This is a genomic window from Chryseobacterium fluminis, from assembly GCF_026314945.1.
GTDB classification, from domain to species: Bacteria; Bacteroidota; Bacteroidia; order Flavobacteriales; family Weeksellaceae; genus Chryseobacterium; species Chryseobacterium fluminis.
Genome location: NZ_CP111121.1, coordinates 2,087,388 through 2,104,669, shown reverse-complemented (window position 1 = coordinate 2,104,669; position 17,282 = coordinate 2,087,388). Strand labels below are relative to the sequence as shown.

The window sequence follows — 17,282 nt, the reverse complement described above, 5'->3', positions numbered from 1 at the left end:
GATCCTTTTAACAGAGTCGTTTAGTATGTATTTAAATAAAATTCAATAAATTTGTAGATAATTTTTTAGATGGATACTTTACAAAAAGAAAAAAATATAGCTCTGATTAAGGACGTTTTAAGAAACTATTTGCTGGAAAAAGGCTTTAGGAATACGCCTGAACGGTATACAATATTAGAAGAGATTTATAATATGGATCATCACTTTAATGTTGATGATCTGTATCTTCTCATGATGCAGAAGAAATATCATGTTTCTAAAGCGACAATCTATAATACCATAGAGATTTTCCTTGATGCAGGATTAATCCGTAAACATCAGTTCGGGAAAAAACACTCACTTCATCTTCCTACGAAAAATCTTATTTTGATAAACAACACGATCACCTGGTGATTTACAAAAAAGATTCTGATAAAGAGATTGAAGAGATTATCGAATTTTGCGACCCAAGAATTCAAGGGATTAAAGAAGCGATCGAAGATGCTTTCGGCGTAAAGATCGATTCCCATTCGCTGTATTTCTATGGCACCAAGAATGACTGATCGATGAGACTCTTTCTTGCTCTATTAATTTTTATTTCAACATTTACTTTTGCCCAGGACAAACAGACTCCTGTGCAAAGGGATCCGTATTTACAAAATCCGGTAAAAAATTCTCAGCAGACAAAAAAAACACTGAAGCCTGAAGATATGGTTCATATCATCAATGCTGACGAAATTATTAAGGACCCCAATAAATATGACGGTAATCGGTACCTGGTGGGAAACGTGAAAATCGAACATCAGGATCAGTCCTTACAGCAGATGAAGTGGTTTTATATGATGAAGAAAATTTTGTCAAAGCTATAGGAAATACCAGGCTTCAGAATACCGATGGCTCAGTGATTACAGCAGGAGAGATGGAATATGACGGAAATACCCAAAAAGGGGTTGCCCGAAAAAATGTCGTCCTCACCGATCCTAAACAGACCATCCGCACGGAGATCATGTATTACGATCGTCTGGCCAACCAGGCTTATTTTAATACGGGCGGTACCATTACAGACGGTCAGAGTAAGATGTATACCAAATCAGCTACCTATTTTCTGGACACCAAGCTGATCGATTTTGTCGGCAACGTAAAAATCGATAATCCTGACTATATCGTTGAAGGCCGTAATATCAAACAGAATCAGAATACCAAAGTTGCTGAGTTCTTCGGACCGACGACTATTACCAGACGTGATAATCCCAAAAATTACGTGTACACCGAAAGAGGAACTTACAGAATGAATACCAAAGAGGCTTTCCTTAACAAGAACTCAAGAATTCATTATAATGATAAGATTCTTACAGGTGATGACCTGTATTATAACCAGTTGACAGGATTCGGCACCGGAACAGGGCATGTAAGGCTGGACGATCCCAAAGAAAGAAGATGGATCTTAGGAGGATACGGAGAAATTTACGAAAAGAAAGATTCTGCCATGATGACCAAAAATCCTTATGCGGTAAAAGCCTTTGAAAAGGATTCTGTTTATTTTGCTTCCGAAAAAATTATTTCTTACCAAAAACCGGATTCTGCTGATGCTACCAAAAAGAAAAGTTTTCTCAGAGCTTTTAAGAAAGCCAGGGTCTATAAATCAAATGCACAAGGCAGGGCAGACTCTATTGCCTTCAATGAAACAGACGGGGTCATGCATATGTTTAACAAACCGATTCTGTGGAGTGGTGAAAAACAGGTTACCGGAGATAAAATAGAAGCTTATTTCAATACCATTACAGAAAATATAGATTCTCTGAAAGTAATCGGAAATGCATTTGCTATCAGTAAAGTAGATTCACTCACTTTGAAAGATGAGTTCAATCAGGTAAAAGGACGGTATATGACCGTACATTATCAGGATAATAATATCAGGGAAACAACAGTAATCGGAAATGCCCAGGCCATCAGTTATGCCGATGATGTGAATCAGGAAACAAAGCAGCCGGAAAGAATTGGTATTTCGCTTACATCCTGCGGCATTATCGATGCTCTTTTTGAAGAAAAAGCACTGCAGATCGTTTCATGCAATATTGGAGCGACTTCAGATACGTATCCGATGAGTAAAATAGAACCCTCTAAACGTAAGTTTTCGGATTTTAACTGGAACACTAAAGACCGTATACGCAAATGGCAGGATATTCTGGTAGATACACCAGATTACGATGAAATAAAGTATGAATCTGATAATAAACTGTATGATCAGGTTCAGGAAGCTGCCGAAAAAGAAAGAGAAAAAGAAGAAGCCAAAAAGCCGAAGAGAGTTAGAAGATAATCTACAGTATAAAAAATAATATTGCCCCCTGAATCCTATTTTCAGAAACTTAGCGGATGGATACAGAAAAATCTGCGCGATAGTCCGGAATAATCTTCAAAATCTTTTGAGGAGCAGAATAAATACACGAAGCATCATTTTCAAATAAAGGAAATGATGCTTTTTCGTTTAAACCTATCTATGTTTTGACTGATCTTATTTCTATTTTGCGTCATTTACTCAAAAATGATTAAAATGTAATCCGTATAAGAATAGGGTTTTTGTTAAATTAAATTTTATATCACACTATTTTGACTTCATTATGTGTAAATTTTTTATTAAAATTCTATTAAATTGTTATTGTGGGATTAATTTATTTTATATATTTATACCGGATTAAGATTTGAATCTAATTAATATTTTGTGATTTGGTGTGTCGCTCTCCTTATGGAGAGCGATTTTTTTATTCTATCGGTTTAATTTCGCGATGTGGTTAATGTTTTTTAGTTTTGCTAAAATTTTTCAGGAAAATGGAAGTGCAAAACGATTTTTTTAAATATCAGGCTCAGACAACAAAATTCGCTGCCGGCTTCGAGGTCGAAAAAGCAGAAGGAAGCTATATTTACGGAACAGACGGTAAAAGATACCTGGACTTTGTCGCCGGGGTTTCCGCCAATACCCTGGGCCATTCTCATCCGAAAATCGTTCAGGCGATAAAAGAGCAGACCGAAAAATATCTGCATGTGATGGTGTATGGAGAATATGCACAGGAAAAACCGGTGGCTCTTTGTAAACTCCTGGCAGAGGCAACTCCGGATCCGTTAGAGATCACCTACCTGGTTAACAGTGGCGCAGAAGCCATTGACGGCAGTTTAAAATTGGCTAAAAGATATACCGGAAGAGAAGAAATTATCTCTTTTAAAAATTCATATCATGGTAATACACATGGAGCACTGAGTGTTTCAGGAAACGAAACCCATAAAAGAGAATTCCGGCCCTTATTACCTATGGTAAGCTTTATTGAATTTAACAACGAAAATGATTTAGATAAAATTACAGAAAAGACCGCATGTGTCCTTCTGGAAACCATTCAGGGAGCAGCAGGCTTTTTAGTGCCGGAGGATGGCTACCTGATCAGACTGAAAAAGAGATGTGAAGCAGTAGGGGCTCTTTTGATTCTTGATGAAATCCAGCCCGGATTCGGAAGGACGGGGAAATTGTTTTCCTTCGAGCATTTCGGAATTGTTCCGGATATTCTGGTGATGGGAAAAGGAATGGGCGGGGGCGTTCCGGTAGGAGCTTTTATGAGTTCAGGAAAGATCATGGAAACATTGGCGCATTCTCCCAAGCTCGGGCATATTACTACTTTTGGCGGAAATCCTTTAATTGCCGCTTCGAGCTATGCCACTTTAAAAGAAGTTCTGGAGAGCGGATTAATGAATGAAGTAGATGAAAAAGAGAAATTATACAGAGAATTGCTTGTTCATCCGAAAATCAGAAATATTAACGGAAAGGGATTAATGCTGGCAGTAAATCTGGGAACACCGGATTTTACCCTTGAGGTCGCTAAAAGATGTATGGATAGAGGCCTTATTGTTTTCTGGCAACTGTACCGGAATGAATACCTCAGGATTTCTCCGCCGTTAACCATTTCAAAAGAAGAAATAAGAGAGGGGTGCCAAATTATTCTGGAGGTTTTAAATGAAATGTAAAGGTCCTGCCTTTTAGTAAAAAGGGATTTTATATCTATTAAATCTTACATAAATTAGGATGATAAGTTGTGAAGAATGAATTGGTTTTCCGCGGATAAATTCATCTGTCAGTCAATTCATGACTTAGTGGTTTATTAACAAAATTTAAAGTGAGAAAGCGGTTCATTGCGAAGAATTTTTTAGGCCTAAAGCAGACTTATATCGTTAAAAGACAAGTTAAACAGGTATTTAAAAATCGCTGACAAATATCATGAAGAATATGTAAAAAAGTAAACACATTTTTGTGTAATAAAAAAATTAATTTATATATTGCGGGACGATAAAACAAAGATTATATGGCTAAACATAAAGTCCATTACGAATTTCCAATGCATTGTCTGTCAGAGATTTTATATGAATATCTGGCAACTGCAGAAGGATTGTCTGAATGGTTTGCGGATGAGGTGACAGAAAAAGGTGATGACTTCTTTTTCAGCTGGGGAGGAGGACCTGCTGAGAAGGCCACGTTAATTAGATATAAGCCTGAAGGTTTCGTGCGTTTCAGATGGGAAGAAGATGAAGGAACAAAACACTTCTTTGAAATGACGATCACTATCGATGATATTACAGAGGATTTAGCATTAAATATTACAGATTTCTGTGAGGAAGGTGATGAAGAAGAAAATGCAATGTATTGGGAAAATCTTATTGAAAACCTTAGAATAAAGCTAGGTGCAGCTTAAAATAAACTGTACTAAATGGTAAAACTGATGAACGATTTATCGTTCATTATTTTTTTATAAATAAATCGGATCAAAAATTGGAAAATCAATATTTTACGTCAGGGGAATTACATGTTCAGAACAGGGCATTTCTTTTAGGAGATGCGGTAAAGGTCTCTTTCTTTATCAGGGAGGCAAAACTCATTATGGATGAAGAATGCTATTTTTTCTTAATGGCATCGATGAGAAAGATGAGAATGAATATTCCCTTGTCCTATACCCTGGAATTCTTTCAGTCCCTGTTTCAGAAAGAGATCATTGAAGGAAAAGGAATCGGAAACGGGATTATTAATTTTCAGGTGTACAGAAATTCGGATGGAATAACGCTGTCGAAATCCTCAGTCTCCTATTCCTATGAAGTCTCTGAGTTAGAGGATGTGCTTGCAACTCACCCAAGGCCTCTGGAGCTGGATTTAATCAAAGAAATTAATGTCAATAACAACCTCCTGAGCAATATCAGAGTTCACTGCCCGGAAAATATTTACGGCTCGATTTATGCCCAGGAAAATGATCTGGATGATGTGATTCTTCTTAACCCTAATAAAAGGATTGCAAGGGCCACTTCCGGAAATCTTTTATTTTTGGAAGGTGATATTATAAAAGTTCCTAAACAGGCCGAAGGTGCTTATATTTCTCCCTTTATGGAAAATTTTGTTACTTTTCTACATAAAAATAAACTGGCAGACATTCAGGAGCACGAGATTATTGCATTTGAATCACAGAAAGCGGAGGAAATTCTGCTTATTTCTGATGAAAAGGGCATATTCTCAGTAGGAAAAATAAGGAATAAGACTTTCGGAAACAGCCGTTTTCTGAATATGGTAACACAATGGAAAGAAAGTTTTTAGAAAATTGACAAACCCGGTAAACAACAAAGTTCCAAAAGTCCTTTACCGGGTTTTGTTCTGAACAGATCAGAATTAGTTTTATTTAATATTCGTTAAAAAAATCTACGAATTTTTGTGCAATTTCTTTTTGGCCCTGTTCACTCGACAGATAGGTCCGGTCTTTTTTATTATTCAGATACCCGAGCTCTATTAAAACGGCAGGGGATTTCGATTCTCTCAAGATGTGCAGGTTGCGCTCTGCAATACTGCAGTTTCCTAATTTTTGAGAAATTTTATCAGCGATTTTTTTCGAATCCCCGGAGTCTTGAATAAAAAGCTCATATCCCTGTTTTTGGGTGTCTTTTTCAGGCGTTCCGTTCAGATGAAGAGAAATGACCATGACAGGATTAAGTTCGTTAATTTTATCCGTCCTTTCTTCAAGAGTTTTATATTCGTCAGCAGCTCTTGTCAGGAAAACTTCATATTTTTCCTGGCTCTCGTTGATCTCATGGATTTGTTTTGCAATGTTTAAAACAATCTCCTTTTCAGTCATTCCATCAAAGGTGACACCCGCATCATTGCCTCCATGACCGGCATCTATTACAATATACTTTTTCTTTACAGGCACAAATGATAACAAAGCCGTTGAAAAAAGAGATATTGCAAATAATTTGACTGCTTCCATTTTCAGAGGTTTATAGTTCAGCAAATAACGGAAATTATATTGTGAAAATAGGTTAACATACTCTTAAAGTTTGTTAATTTATATTTCCCTCCGAAATGAATAATATTGGGATCAGTTTAAAGAAATATCCTCCGGAGCATTGGCCCACAGAAGGAACTCACCGCCCAGATTCTGCATGATGGATTTCCATAGAGTCTGATCATTAGGCAGGGTGTAATCAAGGTTATAAACATCCACGACGGTCCAGAGCTTTTTCTGAATTTCATGGTCGAGCTGCATGGCAGACCAACCTGTATAACCTGAAAAAATTTTAACATCATTAATATCCAGTTCCTGGCTCAGAACGGCACTTATGATGTTTTCGATATCTTCCGTAAGATAAAAGTCGTTAGAAATGTCGGTATACGCTTCTGTCACCTTTTTGCCCTTTACAATAAAGAACACCTTATCATTTTCTACCGGTCCGCCGTCATACACTTCGATCTTAAAGTCAAAAAAATTTTTGAACTTACTACTCACCTGGCTGTTTTTCTTATTTAATATTAATCCAAAAGCACCATGTTCATTATGCTCAATCATCAATACAACTGACCTGGAAAAAATATCTCCGGAAATGTCAGGCGTGGAAATTAATATTTTACCTTTGTATGAGTAATTCATACTCAAATTTAATAAAAAATATTTATGGAAAACCTGCACGACCAAAGAAAAGTGTATGAGAAGTCCCAACTTATTGAAAGTGAGATAAAACAAAATCCTATCGAACAATTTAGGGATTGGTTTCTGGAAGCCAGTGCAAACCCCGGTATTTCTGAAGCGAACGCGATGGCCGTTTCTACGATGGAAAGTGATGGCTGCCCACGCACCAGAATGGTTTTATTAAAGGCTTATACCCATGAAGGCTTTATTTTTTATACGAATTATGACAGCAGGAAAGGGAAAGCAATAGAAAAGAATCATAAAGCCTGCCTTCATTTTTTCTGGCCTAATCTGGAGCGGCAGATCATCATTAAAGCTGATCTGGAAAAAATCGCTGAAAACTTAAGCGACGGATATTTCCATTCAAGACCTAAAGGCAGTCAGCTTGGAGCTGTTGTTTCGCCGCAAAGCCAAATCATTCCGGATAGAGAATATCTCGAAAAAAAATTAACAGCGCTGGAAAAACAGTTTGAACATAGTGAAGTGCCCAGACCTGGCAATTGGGGTGGATATCTTGCAAAGCCTTACGAAATAGAATTCTGGCAGGGAAGACCCAACCGGCTTCATGACAGGATCATCTACACGCTGGATGATCTGGACTGGGAGATCTCGCGTCTGGCACCTTAAATAGAAATCATAAAAAAAAGGCTGTTTCAACAGAAGCAGCCTTGAATTTTTGTAATCTGAATGATTATTTTTTCTTCTTACCAGAAGCAGCAGGTGCATTAGCAGTAGCAACAGCTGTAGATAAATCAGCTCCGGCTTTAAATTTAGCCACCGTTTTTGCTTCGATATTGATTGGCTTTTTAGTAGCAGGGTTAATACCTTGTCTTGCAGCTCTCTCAGCTACAGAAAAAGTACCGAATCCTACTAAAGAAACCTTCCCGTCTTTTTTCTTTAAAGTAGTCGTTACATTAGAAATGAAAGATTCTAAAGCAGCCTTAGCAGCCACTTTTGTGATACCGGCATCTTTTGCGATAGCGTCGATTAGTTCAGACTTGTTCATAATTTTTAATATTAAAGTTAGTTCGTAATTGTAGCAAATATAATACTATTTTCTAATTGTGCAATTTTTTTATTAAAAATTGTAAAACTTTTGTAGTATTTGTGAAATTTGATTAAAATATGATAATTTGATATTTCACGGAAAATCTACGTTACAGCTTACTAAAATCATGCCAAATGCTTATGTGTATTGACTTTAGCAAAATTCATATTTTATTTTCTATATTTATTAAATCCTGAATTTTGTATAAAGTCTTAATGATTTTACCGATATGGTTATTGATTTTGTAATTAAAATTTAAATATACTATTTTTTATAAAAATAAATACCTGTGTATCTGATAGTTTTAAAATCCATGTAAAAGTTCATTTTGTAAATTTTTATTAATAAATTTGCATCATGTTAATAGAAGTTTTTAAGTCTAAGATTCATAGAGTAAGAGTGACGGCTTCGGATCTTAATTATATCGGGAGTATTACAATAGATGAAGACCTTATTGAAGCTGCAGGATTGGTAGTAGGAGAAAGGGTATATATCGTTAATGTAAATAATGGAGAGCGTTTTGACACTTATGTCATTAAGGGGAAAAGAAAATCCGGCGAGGTCTGTCTTAACGGTCCTGCCGCCAGAAAAGTGCAGCGGGATGATATCATCATTATCATTGCTTATGCTCAGATGACTCCTGAGGAAGCGCAGACTTTCCAACCTAAGATTGTTTTCCCGGATGAAAAAACGAATCTGCTGACATAACCGATGAAGAAAAAAGCAAAGAATCCTGTAAAATCCATTATAACAATAGTAATATCGCTTGCTTTTGCAGGCTTTTTTTTATGGTTTGCCCTTAAAGGACTGGATTTTAAGGTTATTCAGAAATCATTGGCGAAGGCGAATTACTGGTGGGTATTATTGGCGGCCTGTTTTGGGATCTCGGCATACTGGTTCAGAGCGATCCGGTGGAACCTGATGCTGGAACCCATGGGGCACCATATTTCAGATTCCAATTCATTGTGGTCTATTTCCTTTGGGTACCTAATGAATCTTACCATTCCAAGAAGTGGGGAAGTGGCCCGGGCAACCGCGTTGTATGGCGTGGAAAAAGTGCCTGTTGATAAATCTATTGGAACAATAATCTTGGAAAGAATTGTCGATCTGGCTTGTATGGTTGCATTTTTAGGTTTAACATTGATCTTTAAATTCAATACTATTTTATCTTTCTGGAAATACATCGAGAAAGAATTTTTAAAAAAGATTGCGAATTCGGTATTTTACTTATATGTTTTTGGTATTTCTATCATTATTTTAGTGGCCGTTTTTATTATTTTCAGATCTAGAATAAGAAATAATGTTTTTTATAAAAAAGTCATCAGTATTCTGTCAGGAATTGGTGAAGGTTTAAAAACAATTTTCAACCTGAAACAAAAAAAGAAATTTATTCTTTACACCGTAGGAATCTGGGTTTCTTATTATTTTGCAGCCTATCTGGTATGTTTTGCGCTTCCGGAAACTTCGGATTTTGTTTTTGCAGACGGATTTCTGATCCTGGTCGTAGGAACATTCGGGATGATTATTCCGGCGAGCGGAGGAATCGGGGCTTTCAACCTGGCGATGAAATATGGGTTTATGGCGCTGTTTATTTCTATGGGAAAGAGTGGTGAAGTCGGCGGAGAAGTCGGATTAACCTATTCATTTATCTCATTGCCACTGCAGATAACAATTATGCTGGTAATGGGGTTAATTTCTATTCCTATGCTTGCAAAAGAAAGAAATAAAGTCTTTCCCAGTCAGAAAATTTAAGCACTACATTTATTTAATATATAGAGTCCGGTTTTTACCGGATTTTTTTATGCGTCCGCTATGATTAATTATTTTTTAATAATTAGCAATTTACTTTATTTTTAGCCCATAATATTTTGGAATTTCCTAAATCTGACCTATCTTAGAGGAAACAACAGAAATATTATTATGGCAATTAACTTACAGAAAGGACAGAGAATTGAACTTGGATTTACAAAAATGACCATCGGTTTGGGTTGGGATCCTAATGACGGAGTAGGATATGATTTTGACCTTGATGCCTCCGCCATTATGATTGATGCAGACCGAAAACTGGTAAGTGAGGAATATTTTGTTTTTTACAATAATTTGCAGTCACCGGATGGTGCCCTTCAGCACACCGGTGATGATCCCAGCGGTAAAAGCAGTGATGGAGATGATGATGAATCGATCATTGTAGATCTTGAAAAAGTAGATTCAAAAGTAGAAGAGATTCTCTTTGTGGTTACCATAGAAGATTTTGAAAGAAGAAAACAGAATTTCGGGCAGGTAAGAAATTCATACATCAGAATTATTGATAATGTTACCCAGCAGGAGATTGCCAAATATGAACTTGATGAAGATTTTTCCATTGAAACAGGCGTAGAATTCGGAAGACTCTACAAACGTAGCGGAAGCTGGAAATTCGAAGCTTCAGGAATTGGGTACAGAGCTGACCTTGGCTTTTTTCTTGAGAAATATTATAAAGGACAAATTATAAAATAGCAGATGGCAATCAATTTACAAAAAGGGCAGACGATCAATCTGCGGAAGAATGATCAAGGCGATAATGCGTATGATCTCTCACAGGTTACCATAGGTTTGGGATGGGATGTGCGGAAATCCGGAGGATTCTTCGGTAAGCTTTTTGGCAGCGCCCCGGAATATGACCTTGACGCCATCGCATTCCTTCTGGATAAAAATGGTAAAGTAGCCAATATGGGAACCACTTTACAAAGGCAGAACGGAAAAAATATTGTTCTTTATCAAAGTGATGTTATTTACTTTAACTCCATGAAACATCCCAGCGGAAATATATGGCTGACGGGAGATAACAGAACCGGTGAAGGAGATGGCGATGATGAACAGATTATTGTACAGCTTGACCGACTTCCTCAGCGGTTTGAAAAAATTGTTTTTGTGGTTTCCATTTATCAGGGAAATTCCAACAGGCAGCATTTCGGGATGATTGAGAATGCCTTTATCAGAGCGGTAGATGCCAAGGGAAAAGAGATTACAAAATTCAGCCTTTCCGGTGATGCCGGAATGAACGGGATGTGCTCTATGGTTTTTGCGGAAGCCTACCGACACGAAGGTGACTGGAAATTCCGTGCTTTAGGGGAACCTCACCGGACAGATAACTTTATTGATGTTCTTGTTCCTTATACCTATAAATAAAAAGTATGCTCACAGCATACTTTCTTATTGTTGTAATTCCATAAAGTAAGAATGATCATTTTCACCGATGATGACAAATCCCAGACTGGAATATAAATACTGAGCTTTATTGGTTTTCAGTACATTCAGGGTAATGGTTTTCTGGCTGTTTTTAGCTTCTTTGATAATTTCTCTCAGAATACATCTTCCGATTCCTTTTCCCTGTGCAGTCGGATCTATCTGTAATTGAATAATATACAACGTATCAGGTTTTCTGCTGATTTTAAGCAAGCCGATCGGTTCGTTATTCATGATGATGATGCTTGCTTTATCAAACTCATAAAGAACTCTCTGCATATGAACTTCTCTCGTTGCCGGAAGATTCGAACTGATATAATGTTCACTCATCGTCTTTTCCCTTAATTCAATTAAGAAATCGATATCGGTTTCCGTCGCTTTACGATATTGAAGCTTAAAACTCATAGATACTATTTAAACTAAAAATTAGGATTCCTTACAGTTAAAAATCACTCTGACACTTCTTGGTGCAAACGTTCAGGGCAAAACTTAACATGCTCTAAACATTAAAAATACATTTTTTATTTTTCATTATTTACAAAAGTTCAAAGAAAGTTCTTTTTCCGATTTTGATTTTTGTGTGTTGTATTAACTGAACTTCCTCGTCTGGCTTCGTTATTTTATGACTGTTAATTTGAACCCCTCCATTTTCGATCAGCCGCCGGATAAAAGATTTGCTTTCAGTGGTTTTTAGCTGCTGACAAAGTTCTATCAATGGAAGGATATGATTCTTATGATGGAGTGAATGGATGAGGATGGCTTCAAAAATTTTTTCTTCGAAATTTTTATTCTGAAACTGATTTGTGAAGAACTTTTCTGCTCTTTCGGCCATTTCCGGCGTATGATATTGAGAAACAATATTTTTAGCGATGAGTTTTTTGACCATCATGGGATTTTCTCCGCCTATTATTTTTAATTTCAGATTCTGCTTTTCGTCAGATGAAAAATCTGTTGTCAGATTAATAAATTCATTTATTAAAGAATCCGGGATTGACATTGTTTTTCCAAACATTTCTTCAGGTTCGTCAGTCAGGCCTATGGTATTATGTAAGGATTTGCTCATTTTCTCTTTACCGTCAAGGCCTTTCAGTAAGGGCATACACATGACCGTCTGCGGAGGCTGGTGATGACTCTCCTGCAGCTGTCTTCCCATGGTACAGTTGAAAAGCTGATCGGTACCGCCCATCTCAATATCGCAGGAAATCCGGACAGAATCCAACCCCTGTAAAATAGGGTAAACCAATTCATGCATAGCGATGGGAGTGTTTTCGGAGAATCTTTTGCTAAAATCATTTCGATGCATCAGTTGGGCAACCGTTACTTTTGACATCAGCTCAATGACCTCTGAAAAGCTCAGCGCATCCAGCCAGTTGGAATTAAAGACAACTTCTGTTTTCTCGACCTCAATAATTTTGGAAAGCTGACTGATATAGGTCTGCGCATTATGCTGGACCTGTTCAGTGGTTAAAGGCTTTCGTGCTTTGTTTTTTCCGGTGGGATCACCTATTCTCGCGGTAAAGCTTCCCACGACAATAATAATCCGATGTCCCAGATCCTGAAACTGTTTAAGTTTCTTCAGTACAACAGCGTGACCGAGATGTAAATCAGGAGCGGTGGGATCAAACCCCAGTTTGATGATTAATTTTCTGTTTTCTTTTTCAGCCTGTTGGATTTTTTGTTCCAGGCCATTTTCAGGCAGAATGATTTCTGCATTTTCTTTTAACTGATTGATCATTTTGATATGTTTTAAAATAAAAAACCCGGACAGAAAAGTCCGGGTTCTATATAAAATTTGATTAATTTTTACTGTATTACAGCTATAGAAGGTCTTCCCGAACAATAGGCCGGGGTATCATATTCGCTGAAAAACGGAAGACGTAATATGTTATTTAGGTGCTTCATCGGTGCAAATATAAATGTTTTTTTTAAATAATTTAACTAGAGAAAGATCTGCGATAGGCAATGATCATCCGTTTTAGGTGGTTTCCTTTTTTATCCCTATTCTAATCATGCTGCAGCTTTATAATATTTCCTTTATAAAACTTTGTCAGATCATACAGATCGGTAAAATAACTGCGAAGATCTTCTGGATTTCCATTGCGCGCACCATCTGAATTAAACTGGTGTTCTGCAAGAGAAAATAATTCCCGGTGATCTTCTCTCAGATATCGGGACAGAATATTTTCATCATCCTGAATGAACATTCCGGTATAAAATATTCCATAAATTAAAAAATCCTTGAACGTTTCACAACCGAAAGTATAGCTAAGCTGGCATTGTGCTTTTTTTTCATAATCTGACATTACTTTTTGAAAGTAACCGATGTGATCCTGATGGGCAATTTCATAAAAAACATCAATTCCGTTAATGAAAAGCTGGGTTTTAACTTCCTCACCGTCAGAACGATACTCGTGTTCAAACCAGTCCAATAGTGATATCAATTCATCCTGGGTGAGGCTCTCAACAGATTCCGGTATTTTGTTTTTTATAATCTCGAGGCTTGTTTTTTTATCATCCTTTAAAAAACCGAGAACCTGAGTTTCTTCACGACAAATTTTGTTATACAAATTAATCTTTGCAGCAACAGGATTTGTTTTTATGAAAAAAAGTTCTTTTGCCATACTGTTATATAATGCCTTGTTTTTGATGTTTTTCCAGACTAAGGTAGCGAAAAATTTTACATAAATTAAGTATAATGTTTAATTTAATTAAAAAAGTAAAGGCGCCTTCTATTCTGATACCATGACGTTTATGATAATTGGTAATTCATGAAAGAAAATCCTTTAATTTCTTGAAGGACGTGTTATAAATCTGAATGCATTCTTTTAGTGGGACTGGGGATCAAAATATGCTTTAAAAGTTAGAGGATCTTCAGTTTTATCTTCAGCCTCTTCAAGATATTCATGGTATTCTTCCGGATGTTTCTCCATGTACACCATAACAATAGCCAGGTTGATAAAAAGGTTTTTATCTTCAGACCCCAAGTGTAGTGCGGTCATTAAGTATTCCAGAGCTTTGTCGTTTTCTCCCATATCGGAATAGACTGCTCCGATATTGACTAAAGCTGAAGTATTTTCAGGCTCGACCAGTAATATTTCATCTAATTCCTTGATGAGGAGATCGTTCAGCTCTTCCCAGTGATCTTCATTTTCCCATCTTTTGGCCTGAAGCTTTTTGACGTTTTCTAATCGTGTATGTATACTATTCATTGTTCTAAATTCCTGTATTGGTTCTTATTTTCTTATATTTTCTAAAACCGCAAGTTCTGATCTCAGGTTTGACAACTGTTTTGTGAAATGCATGGCTGGCAGTAGCATATTTACCATTGCCTTCTGTTTTTTCTCATTTCCCGGATTAATTTCTCGTTTCTTTTGTCAGCACGGTCGTTATGTAAAGACAGAACTGCCCAGATTGCAGCAGGAAGCCAGCCAATTAAAGTAATTTGCAGAATCAGGCAAATGATTCCGGTAAAAATTTTTCCACGAATCATAAATGAAAGAAAAGGGAGTAAGATCGCTAGCAGCATAATGGGTAACAGATTTAATGTATAGTAGCGTGCAATTTACAAATAAAACCATCGATCATGGGGCCCTGTGTACGTTTTTAATACATTATATTTAGAGATGAATCACCATAAAAATTAGAAGTACAGATTTTATGGCGGCACAACAGTCAGTAACATACCTGATTAATAATTTGTTTAGGAGAATTGATTTATAATGTCTATCGTTATTAATGATATTTTAAGATTTAATCAATAAATGTTTATATTATCTTTGTAAAGTAAACAGCTTAACACTTTTATTTAAGATCTTGAACAGGTAGAGATCAATACATTTATTGATCTTATATTGAATGATGGATGGGTCTATCGTAATGAATTAAAATTTATCCATATCCCGGGGATTCCAGGCATGACGGAATCAGCATGAGATTCTACCATCCGGGGATCAAATACATATGAATATTTAAAATATAACAAACAATATTATACACTTATATGAAAAAGATTAGTATTATCAGTGCATTGGTACTATCCGTCTGCACTACCGCACAGACAAAAATGACAACATCTGCCGGAACTCCGGTAAACGGCGACAAAGAGTCCATGACCCTGGGCGAAAATGGCCCGGTGCTGTTGGAAGATGTTCACCTCATCGAAAAACTCCAGCATTTCAGCAGGGAAAGGATTCCTGAAAGGGTAATGCATCCCAGAGGAACGGGAGCACAGGGATATTTTATTACCACAAAAGATATCAGCTCACTCACGAAAGCAAAAATATTTAATCAGGTAAATAAGAAAACCCCTGTTTTAGTTAGGTTTTCCAGTGTGATCCATTCCAAAGGATCTCCCGAAACGGCTCGAGACCCGAGAGGCTTTGCAGTGAAGTTCTATACGGAAGAAGGAAATTGGGACCTCGTGGGAAATCACATTCCTACGTTCTTTATCAGGGATGCCATAAAGTTTCCTGACTTTACCCATGCCAATAAGCCCTCTCCGGTAACGGATTTACAGGATGAGAACAGGATATTCGATTATTTCTCACAAACGCCGGAGGCTCTGCAGACTTTAACCTGGCTGCAGTCTGATAACGGGACCCCGAAATCTTTCAGAGAAATGGATGGATTTGGCGTTAATACATTTAAATTTATAAATGATAAGGGAAATATTTCCTGGGTTAAATTTCACTTCAAATCATTGCAGGGCATTAAAAACTTAACTGCAGAAGAAGTGGTTCAGGTTCAGGGTAAAGATTTCAGTCATATGACAAGAGATTTATACGAAAATATTGCTGCAAAAAACTATCCTAAATGGGATTTATATATCCAGGTTATCGACAATAAAGATATCGGTAAGTATAATTTTAATATTTTCGATGATACAAAACAATGGTTTGATGTGGAGGAAATAAAAGTAGGAACATTAGTACTGGATCAGATTCCGCCCAACTTCTTTCAATATACAGAAAGTGCTGCCTACGCACCTTCAAGGGTAGTGCCGGGCATCGGCTTTTCTCCTGATAAAATGCTGCAGGGCCGACTTTTTTCTTATGCCGATGCACAGATGTACAGACTGGGCAAAAATCATCAGCTGCTACCTGCCAACAGGCCTTTGGTTAAAGTAAATAACTATCATATTGACGGTGCAATGAACTTTGAAGAAAGAACCGGAGATATCAACTATTACCCAAGCACCCAAAGTGATTTATATACAGAATTCAGCCCGGAAGATAAGAGAGTATTACAGGGATATTTAATGCGTAAGGAAATTCAGAATCCCGATAACTTTTCACAGGCAGGCATTCTGTACAGAGGATACAGCCCGTCAGAAAAAAATAACTTGGTTAAAAATTGGGTCAGCGCCCTTTCGAAGGTAAAAGACAGTAAAGTAAAAGCTAAAATGGTCAGTTATTTATATCAGGCAGATCCTGACTATGGAACACGCGTTGGAAGCGGCCTGGGATTACAGAAAAATGATTATACCAAATAACAGATGATGAAAAGAATAAAAAATACCTTTCTTTATACAGGAACCGTATTTCTCATGCTGTTATTCAGCCAATGCATTACGGCCCAGGAAAAGCAAAATACCCAAAAGGAGCTTGAGAAGGCATTTTTTCATGGGGCCAGAACGTCTGACATTGAGTTGCTGGATGAATTTCTGAAATCCGGTGCCGATATCAATTTTCAGGGTGAAAATGGCTATACCGCTATGATGATTGCCGCCTACAACGGTCAGAAAACCGCAGTAGACTTTCTGTTAAGTAAAAAAGCAGATTTATGCATTAAGGATAACAGAGGAAATACCGCGCTGATGGGAGCCGTAGTTGCAGGTGAGGAGGAGATTGCCGAGCTTTTGATAAAAGAAGAAAAATGTGACAGCTTAACGAGAAAAAGAACCATAGAGTTTGCTTCCCGGTTTGGAAGAACAAAAATATTAAACCTCCTGCAACAGAAGTAAGAGTCTGATTAGGATATGAGAAAATCCGGAGCCCGATTTCGGGCTCCGGATTTTATTTAACAGAACGGTTAAAAATTCCTTATTGTTG

The 17,282-nt window shown here is 37.0% G+C and carries 18 protein-coding genes and 2 pseudogenes; 12 read left to right on the top strand and 8 right to left on the bottom strand.

Annotated elements, in window-relative coordinates:
* Positions 1 to 69 precede the first annotated feature (69 nt).
* The 5 genes and pseudogenes from ODZ84_RS09490 (at position 70) to ODZ84_RS09470 (ending at position 5,596) form a co-directional block, all read left to right on the top strand.
* Positions 70 to 542: pseudogene (locus ODZ84_RS09490) on the top strand (Fur family transcriptional regulator).
* A gap of 3 nt (positions 543 to 545) precedes the next feature.
* Positions 546 to 2,296: pseudogene (locus ODZ84_RS09485) on the top strand (OstA-like protein).
* Positions 2,297 to 2,805: 509 nt separating this feature from the next.
* Entirely contained in the window at positions 2,806 to 3,987 is a 1,182-nt protein-coding gene (locus ODZ84_RS09480) for an aspartate aminotransferase family protein (RefSeq protein WP_323136900.1), read from the top strand.
* Between the two features lie 335 nt (positions 3,988 to 4,322).
* Positions 4,323 to 4,709 carry an START-like domain-containing protein gene (locus ODZ84_RS09475; RefSeq protein ID WP_169229378.1) on the top strand — a complete coding sequence of 129 codons (387 nt, stop codon included), beginning with the start codon at positions 4,323 to 4,325 and terminating at the stop codon, positions 4,707 to 4,709.
* A 77-nt stretch (positions 4,710 to 4,786) separates the two neighbouring features.
* On the top strand, positions 4,787 to 5,596 hold the full coding sequence (locus ODZ84_RS09470; protein ID WP_266176772.1) for an aminotransferase class IV: 810 nt from the start codon (positions 4,787 to 4,789) through the stop codon (positions 5,594 to 5,596).
* 82 nt (positions 5,597 to 5,678) lie between these two features.
* Here ODZ84_RS09470 and ODZ84_RS09465 read toward each other — a convergent pair whose 3' ends face one another.
* Both ODZ84_RS09465 and ODZ84_RS09460 read right to left on the bottom strand, forming a co-directional pair.
* Positions 5,679 to 6,260 carry an N-acetylmuramoyl-L-alanine amidase family protein gene (locus ODZ84_RS09465; RefSeq protein WP_266176770.1) on the bottom strand — a complete coding sequence of 194 codons (582 nt, stop codon included), beginning with the start codon at positions 6,258 to 6,260 and terminating at the stop codon, positions 5,679 to 5,681.
* Between the two features lie 111 nt (positions 6,261 to 6,371).
* Positions 6,372 to 6,920 carry a YqgE/AlgH family protein gene (locus tag ODZ84_RS09460; RefSeq protein ID WP_266176768.1) on the bottom strand — a complete coding sequence of 183 codons (549 nt, stop codon included), beginning with the start codon at positions 6,918 to 6,920 and terminating at the stop codon, positions 6,372 to 6,374.
* A gap of 24 nt (positions 6,921 to 6,944) precedes the next feature.
* Between ODZ84_RS09460 and pdxH the strand changes: the two genes are divergently transcribed.
* Positions 6,945 to 7,586 (top strand): pyridoxamine 5'-phosphate oxidase, encoded by a 642-nt coding sequence (gene pdxH / locus ODZ84_RS09455; RefSeq protein ID WP_266176767.1) that lies wholly within the window; start codon positions 6,945 to 6,947, stop codon positions 7,584 to 7,586.
* A gap of 64 nt (positions 7,587 to 7,650) precedes the next feature.
* Here pdxH and ODZ84_RS09450 read toward each other — a convergent pair whose 3' ends face one another.
* Complete coding sequence (locus tag ODZ84_RS09450) at positions 7,651 to 7,965, bottom strand: HU family DNA-binding protein (protein WP_266176766.1); 315 nt, start codon at positions 7,963 to 7,965, stop codon at positions 7,651 to 7,653.
* A 399-nt stretch (positions 7,966 to 8,364) separates the two neighbouring features.
* Here ODZ84_RS09450 and panD point away from each other — a divergent pair, with 399 nt between their 5' ends.
* The 4 genes from panD to ODZ84_RS09430 all read left to right on the top strand — a co-directional run bounded on the left by panD (position 8,365) and on the right by ODZ84_RS09430 (position 11,175).
* Entirely contained in the window at positions 8,365 to 8,715 is a 351-nt protein-coding gene (panD, locus tag ODZ84_RS09445) for an aspartate 1-decarboxylase (RefSeq protein ID WP_055984500.1), read from the top strand.
* A 3-nt stretch (positions 8,716 to 8,718) separates the two neighbouring features.
* Positions 8,719 to 9,759 carry a lysylphosphatidylglycerol synthase transmembrane domain-containing protein gene (locus tag ODZ84_RS09440; protein ID WP_266176763.1) on the top strand — a complete coding sequence of 347 codons (1,041 nt, stop codon included), beginning with the start codon at positions 8,719 to 8,721 and terminating at the stop codon, positions 9,757 to 9,759.
* A 168-nt stretch (positions 9,760 to 9,927) separates the two neighbouring features.
* A complete protein-coding gene (locus tag ODZ84_RS09435; protein WP_266176762.1) occupies positions 9,928 to 10,503 on the top strand; it encodes a TerD family protein in 576 nt (191 codons plus the stop codon).
* Positions 10,504 to 10,506: 3 nt separating this feature from the next.
* The gene (locus ODZ84_RS09430; protein ID WP_266176760.1) at positions 10,507 to 11,175 is read left to right on the top strand and encodes a TerD family protein; all 669 of its coding nucleotides are present in this window, start codon (positions 10,507 to 10,509) and stop codon (positions 11,173 to 11,175) included.
* Positions 11,176 to 11,199: 24 nt separating this feature from the next.
* Here ODZ84_RS09430 and ODZ84_RS09425 read toward each other — a convergent pair whose 3' ends face one another.
* The 5 genes from ODZ84_RS09425 to ODZ84_RS09405 form a co-directional block, all read right to left on the bottom strand.
* The gene (locus ODZ84_RS09425) at positions 11,200 to 11,637 is read right to left on the bottom strand and encodes a GNAT family N-acetyltransferase (RefSeq protein ID WP_266176759.1); all 438 of its coding nucleotides are present in this window, start codon (positions 11,635 to 11,637) and stop codon (positions 11,200 to 11,202) included.
* A gap of 130 nt (positions 11,638 to 11,767) precedes the next feature.
* On the bottom strand, positions 11,768 to 12,967 hold the full coding sequence (gene tyrS, locus ODZ84_RS09420) for a tyrosine--tRNA ligase (RefSeq protein ID WP_266176758.1): 1,200 nt from the start codon (positions 12,965 to 12,967) through the stop codon (positions 11,768 to 11,770).
* Between the two features lie 268 nt (positions 12,968 to 13,235).
* A complete protein-coding gene (locus ODZ84_RS09415) occupies positions 13,236 to 13,853 on the bottom strand; it encodes a hypothetical protein (RefSeq protein ID WP_266176757.1) in 618 nt (205 codons plus the stop codon).
* Positions 13,854 to 14,057: 204 nt separating this feature from the next.
* A complete protein-coding gene (locus ODZ84_RS09410; RefSeq protein ID WP_266176756.1) occupies positions 14,058 to 14,441 on the bottom strand; it encodes a hypothetical protein in 384 nt (127 codons plus the stop codon).
* Between the two features lie 110 nt (positions 14,442 to 14,551).
* Positions 14,552 to 14,758, bottom strand: a complete 207-nt coding sequence (locus ODZ84_RS09405) for a YqaE/Pmp3 family membrane protein (RefSeq protein WP_266176755.1) — start codon at positions 14,756 to 14,758, stop codon at positions 14,552 to 14,554.
* A 474-nt stretch (positions 14,759 to 15,232) separates the two neighbouring features.
* Between ODZ84_RS09405 and ODZ84_RS09400 the strand changes: the two genes are divergently transcribed.
* Positions 15,233 to 16,723, top strand: coding sequence for a catalase (locus tag ODZ84_RS09400; protein ID WP_266176754.1), 1,491 nt, complete (start codon positions 15,233 to 15,235; stop codon positions 16,721 to 16,723).
* Positions 16,724 to 16,726: 3 nt separating this feature from the next.
* On the top strand, positions 16,727 to 17,194 hold the full coding sequence (locus ODZ84_RS09395) for an ankyrin repeat domain-containing protein (protein ID WP_266176753.1): 468 nt from the start codon (positions 16,727 to 16,729) through the stop codon (positions 17,192 to 17,194).
* Positions 17,195 to 17,282: the final 88 nt, after the last annotated feature.

Coding starts and splice junctions, on each gene's coding strand:
- ODZ84_RS09480 (WP_323136900.1), top strand. CDS start 2,806: ATGGAAGTGCAAAACGATTTTTTTAAATATCAGGCTCAGACAACAAAA.
- ODZ84_RS09475 (WP_169229378.1), top strand. CDS start 4,323: ATGGCTAAACATAAAGTCCATTACGAATTTCCAATGCATTGTCTGTCA.
- ODZ84_RS09465 (WP_266176770.1), bottom strand. CDS start 6,260: ATGGAAGCAGTCAAATTATTTGCAATATCTCTTTTTTCAACGGCTTTG.
- ODZ84_RS09460 (WP_266176768.1), bottom strand. CDS start 6,920: ATGAATTACTCATACAAAGGTAAAATATTAATTTCCACGCCTGACATT.
- pdxH (WP_266176767.1), top strand. CDS start 6,945: ATGGAAAACCTGCACGACCAAAGAAAAGTGTATGAGAAGTCCCAACTT.
- ODZ84_RS09450 (WP_266176766.1), bottom strand. CDS start 7,965: ATGAACAAGTCTGAACTAATCGACGCTATCGCAAAAGATGCCGGTATC.
- panD (WP_055984500.1), top strand. CDS start 8,365: ATGTTAATAGAAGTTTTTAAGTCTAAGATTCATAGAGTAAGAGTGACG.
- ODZ84_RS09440 (WP_266176763.1), top strand. CDS start 8,719: ATGAAGAAAAAAGCAAAGAATCCTGTAAAATCCATTATAACAATAGTA.
- ODZ84_RS09435 (WP_266176762.1), top strand. CDS start 9,928: ATGGCAATTAACTTACAGAAAGGACAGAGAATTGAACTTGGATTTACA.
- ODZ84_RS09430 (WP_266176760.1), top strand. CDS start 10,507: ATGGCAATCAATTTACAAAAAGGGCAGACGATCAATCTGCGGAAGAAT.
- ODZ84_RS09425 (WP_266176759.1), bottom strand. CDS start 11,637: ATGAGTTTTAAGCTTCAATATCGTAAAGCGACGGAAACCGATATCGAT.
- tyrS (WP_266176758.1), bottom strand. CDS start 12,967: ATGATCAATCAGTTAAAAGAAAATGCAGAAATCATTCTGCCTGAAAAT.
- ODZ84_RS09415 (WP_266176757.1), bottom strand. CDS start 13,853: ATGGCAAAAGAACTTTTTTTCATAAAAACAAATCCTGTTGCTGCAAAG.
- ODZ84_RS09410 (WP_266176756.1), bottom strand. CDS start 14,441: ATGAATAGTATACATACACGATTAGAAAACGTCAAAAAGCTTCAGGCC.
- ODZ84_RS09405 (WP_266176755.1), bottom strand. CDS start 14,758: ATGCTGCTAGCGATCTTACTCCCTTTTCTTTCATTTATGATTCGTGGA.
- ODZ84_RS09400 (WP_266176754.1), top strand. CDS start 15,233: ATGAAAAAGATTAGTATTATCAGTGCATTGGTACTATCCGTCTGCACT.
- ODZ84_RS09395 (WP_266176753.1), top strand. CDS start 16,727: ATGATGAAAAGAATAAAAAATACCTTTCTTTATACAGGAACCGTATTT.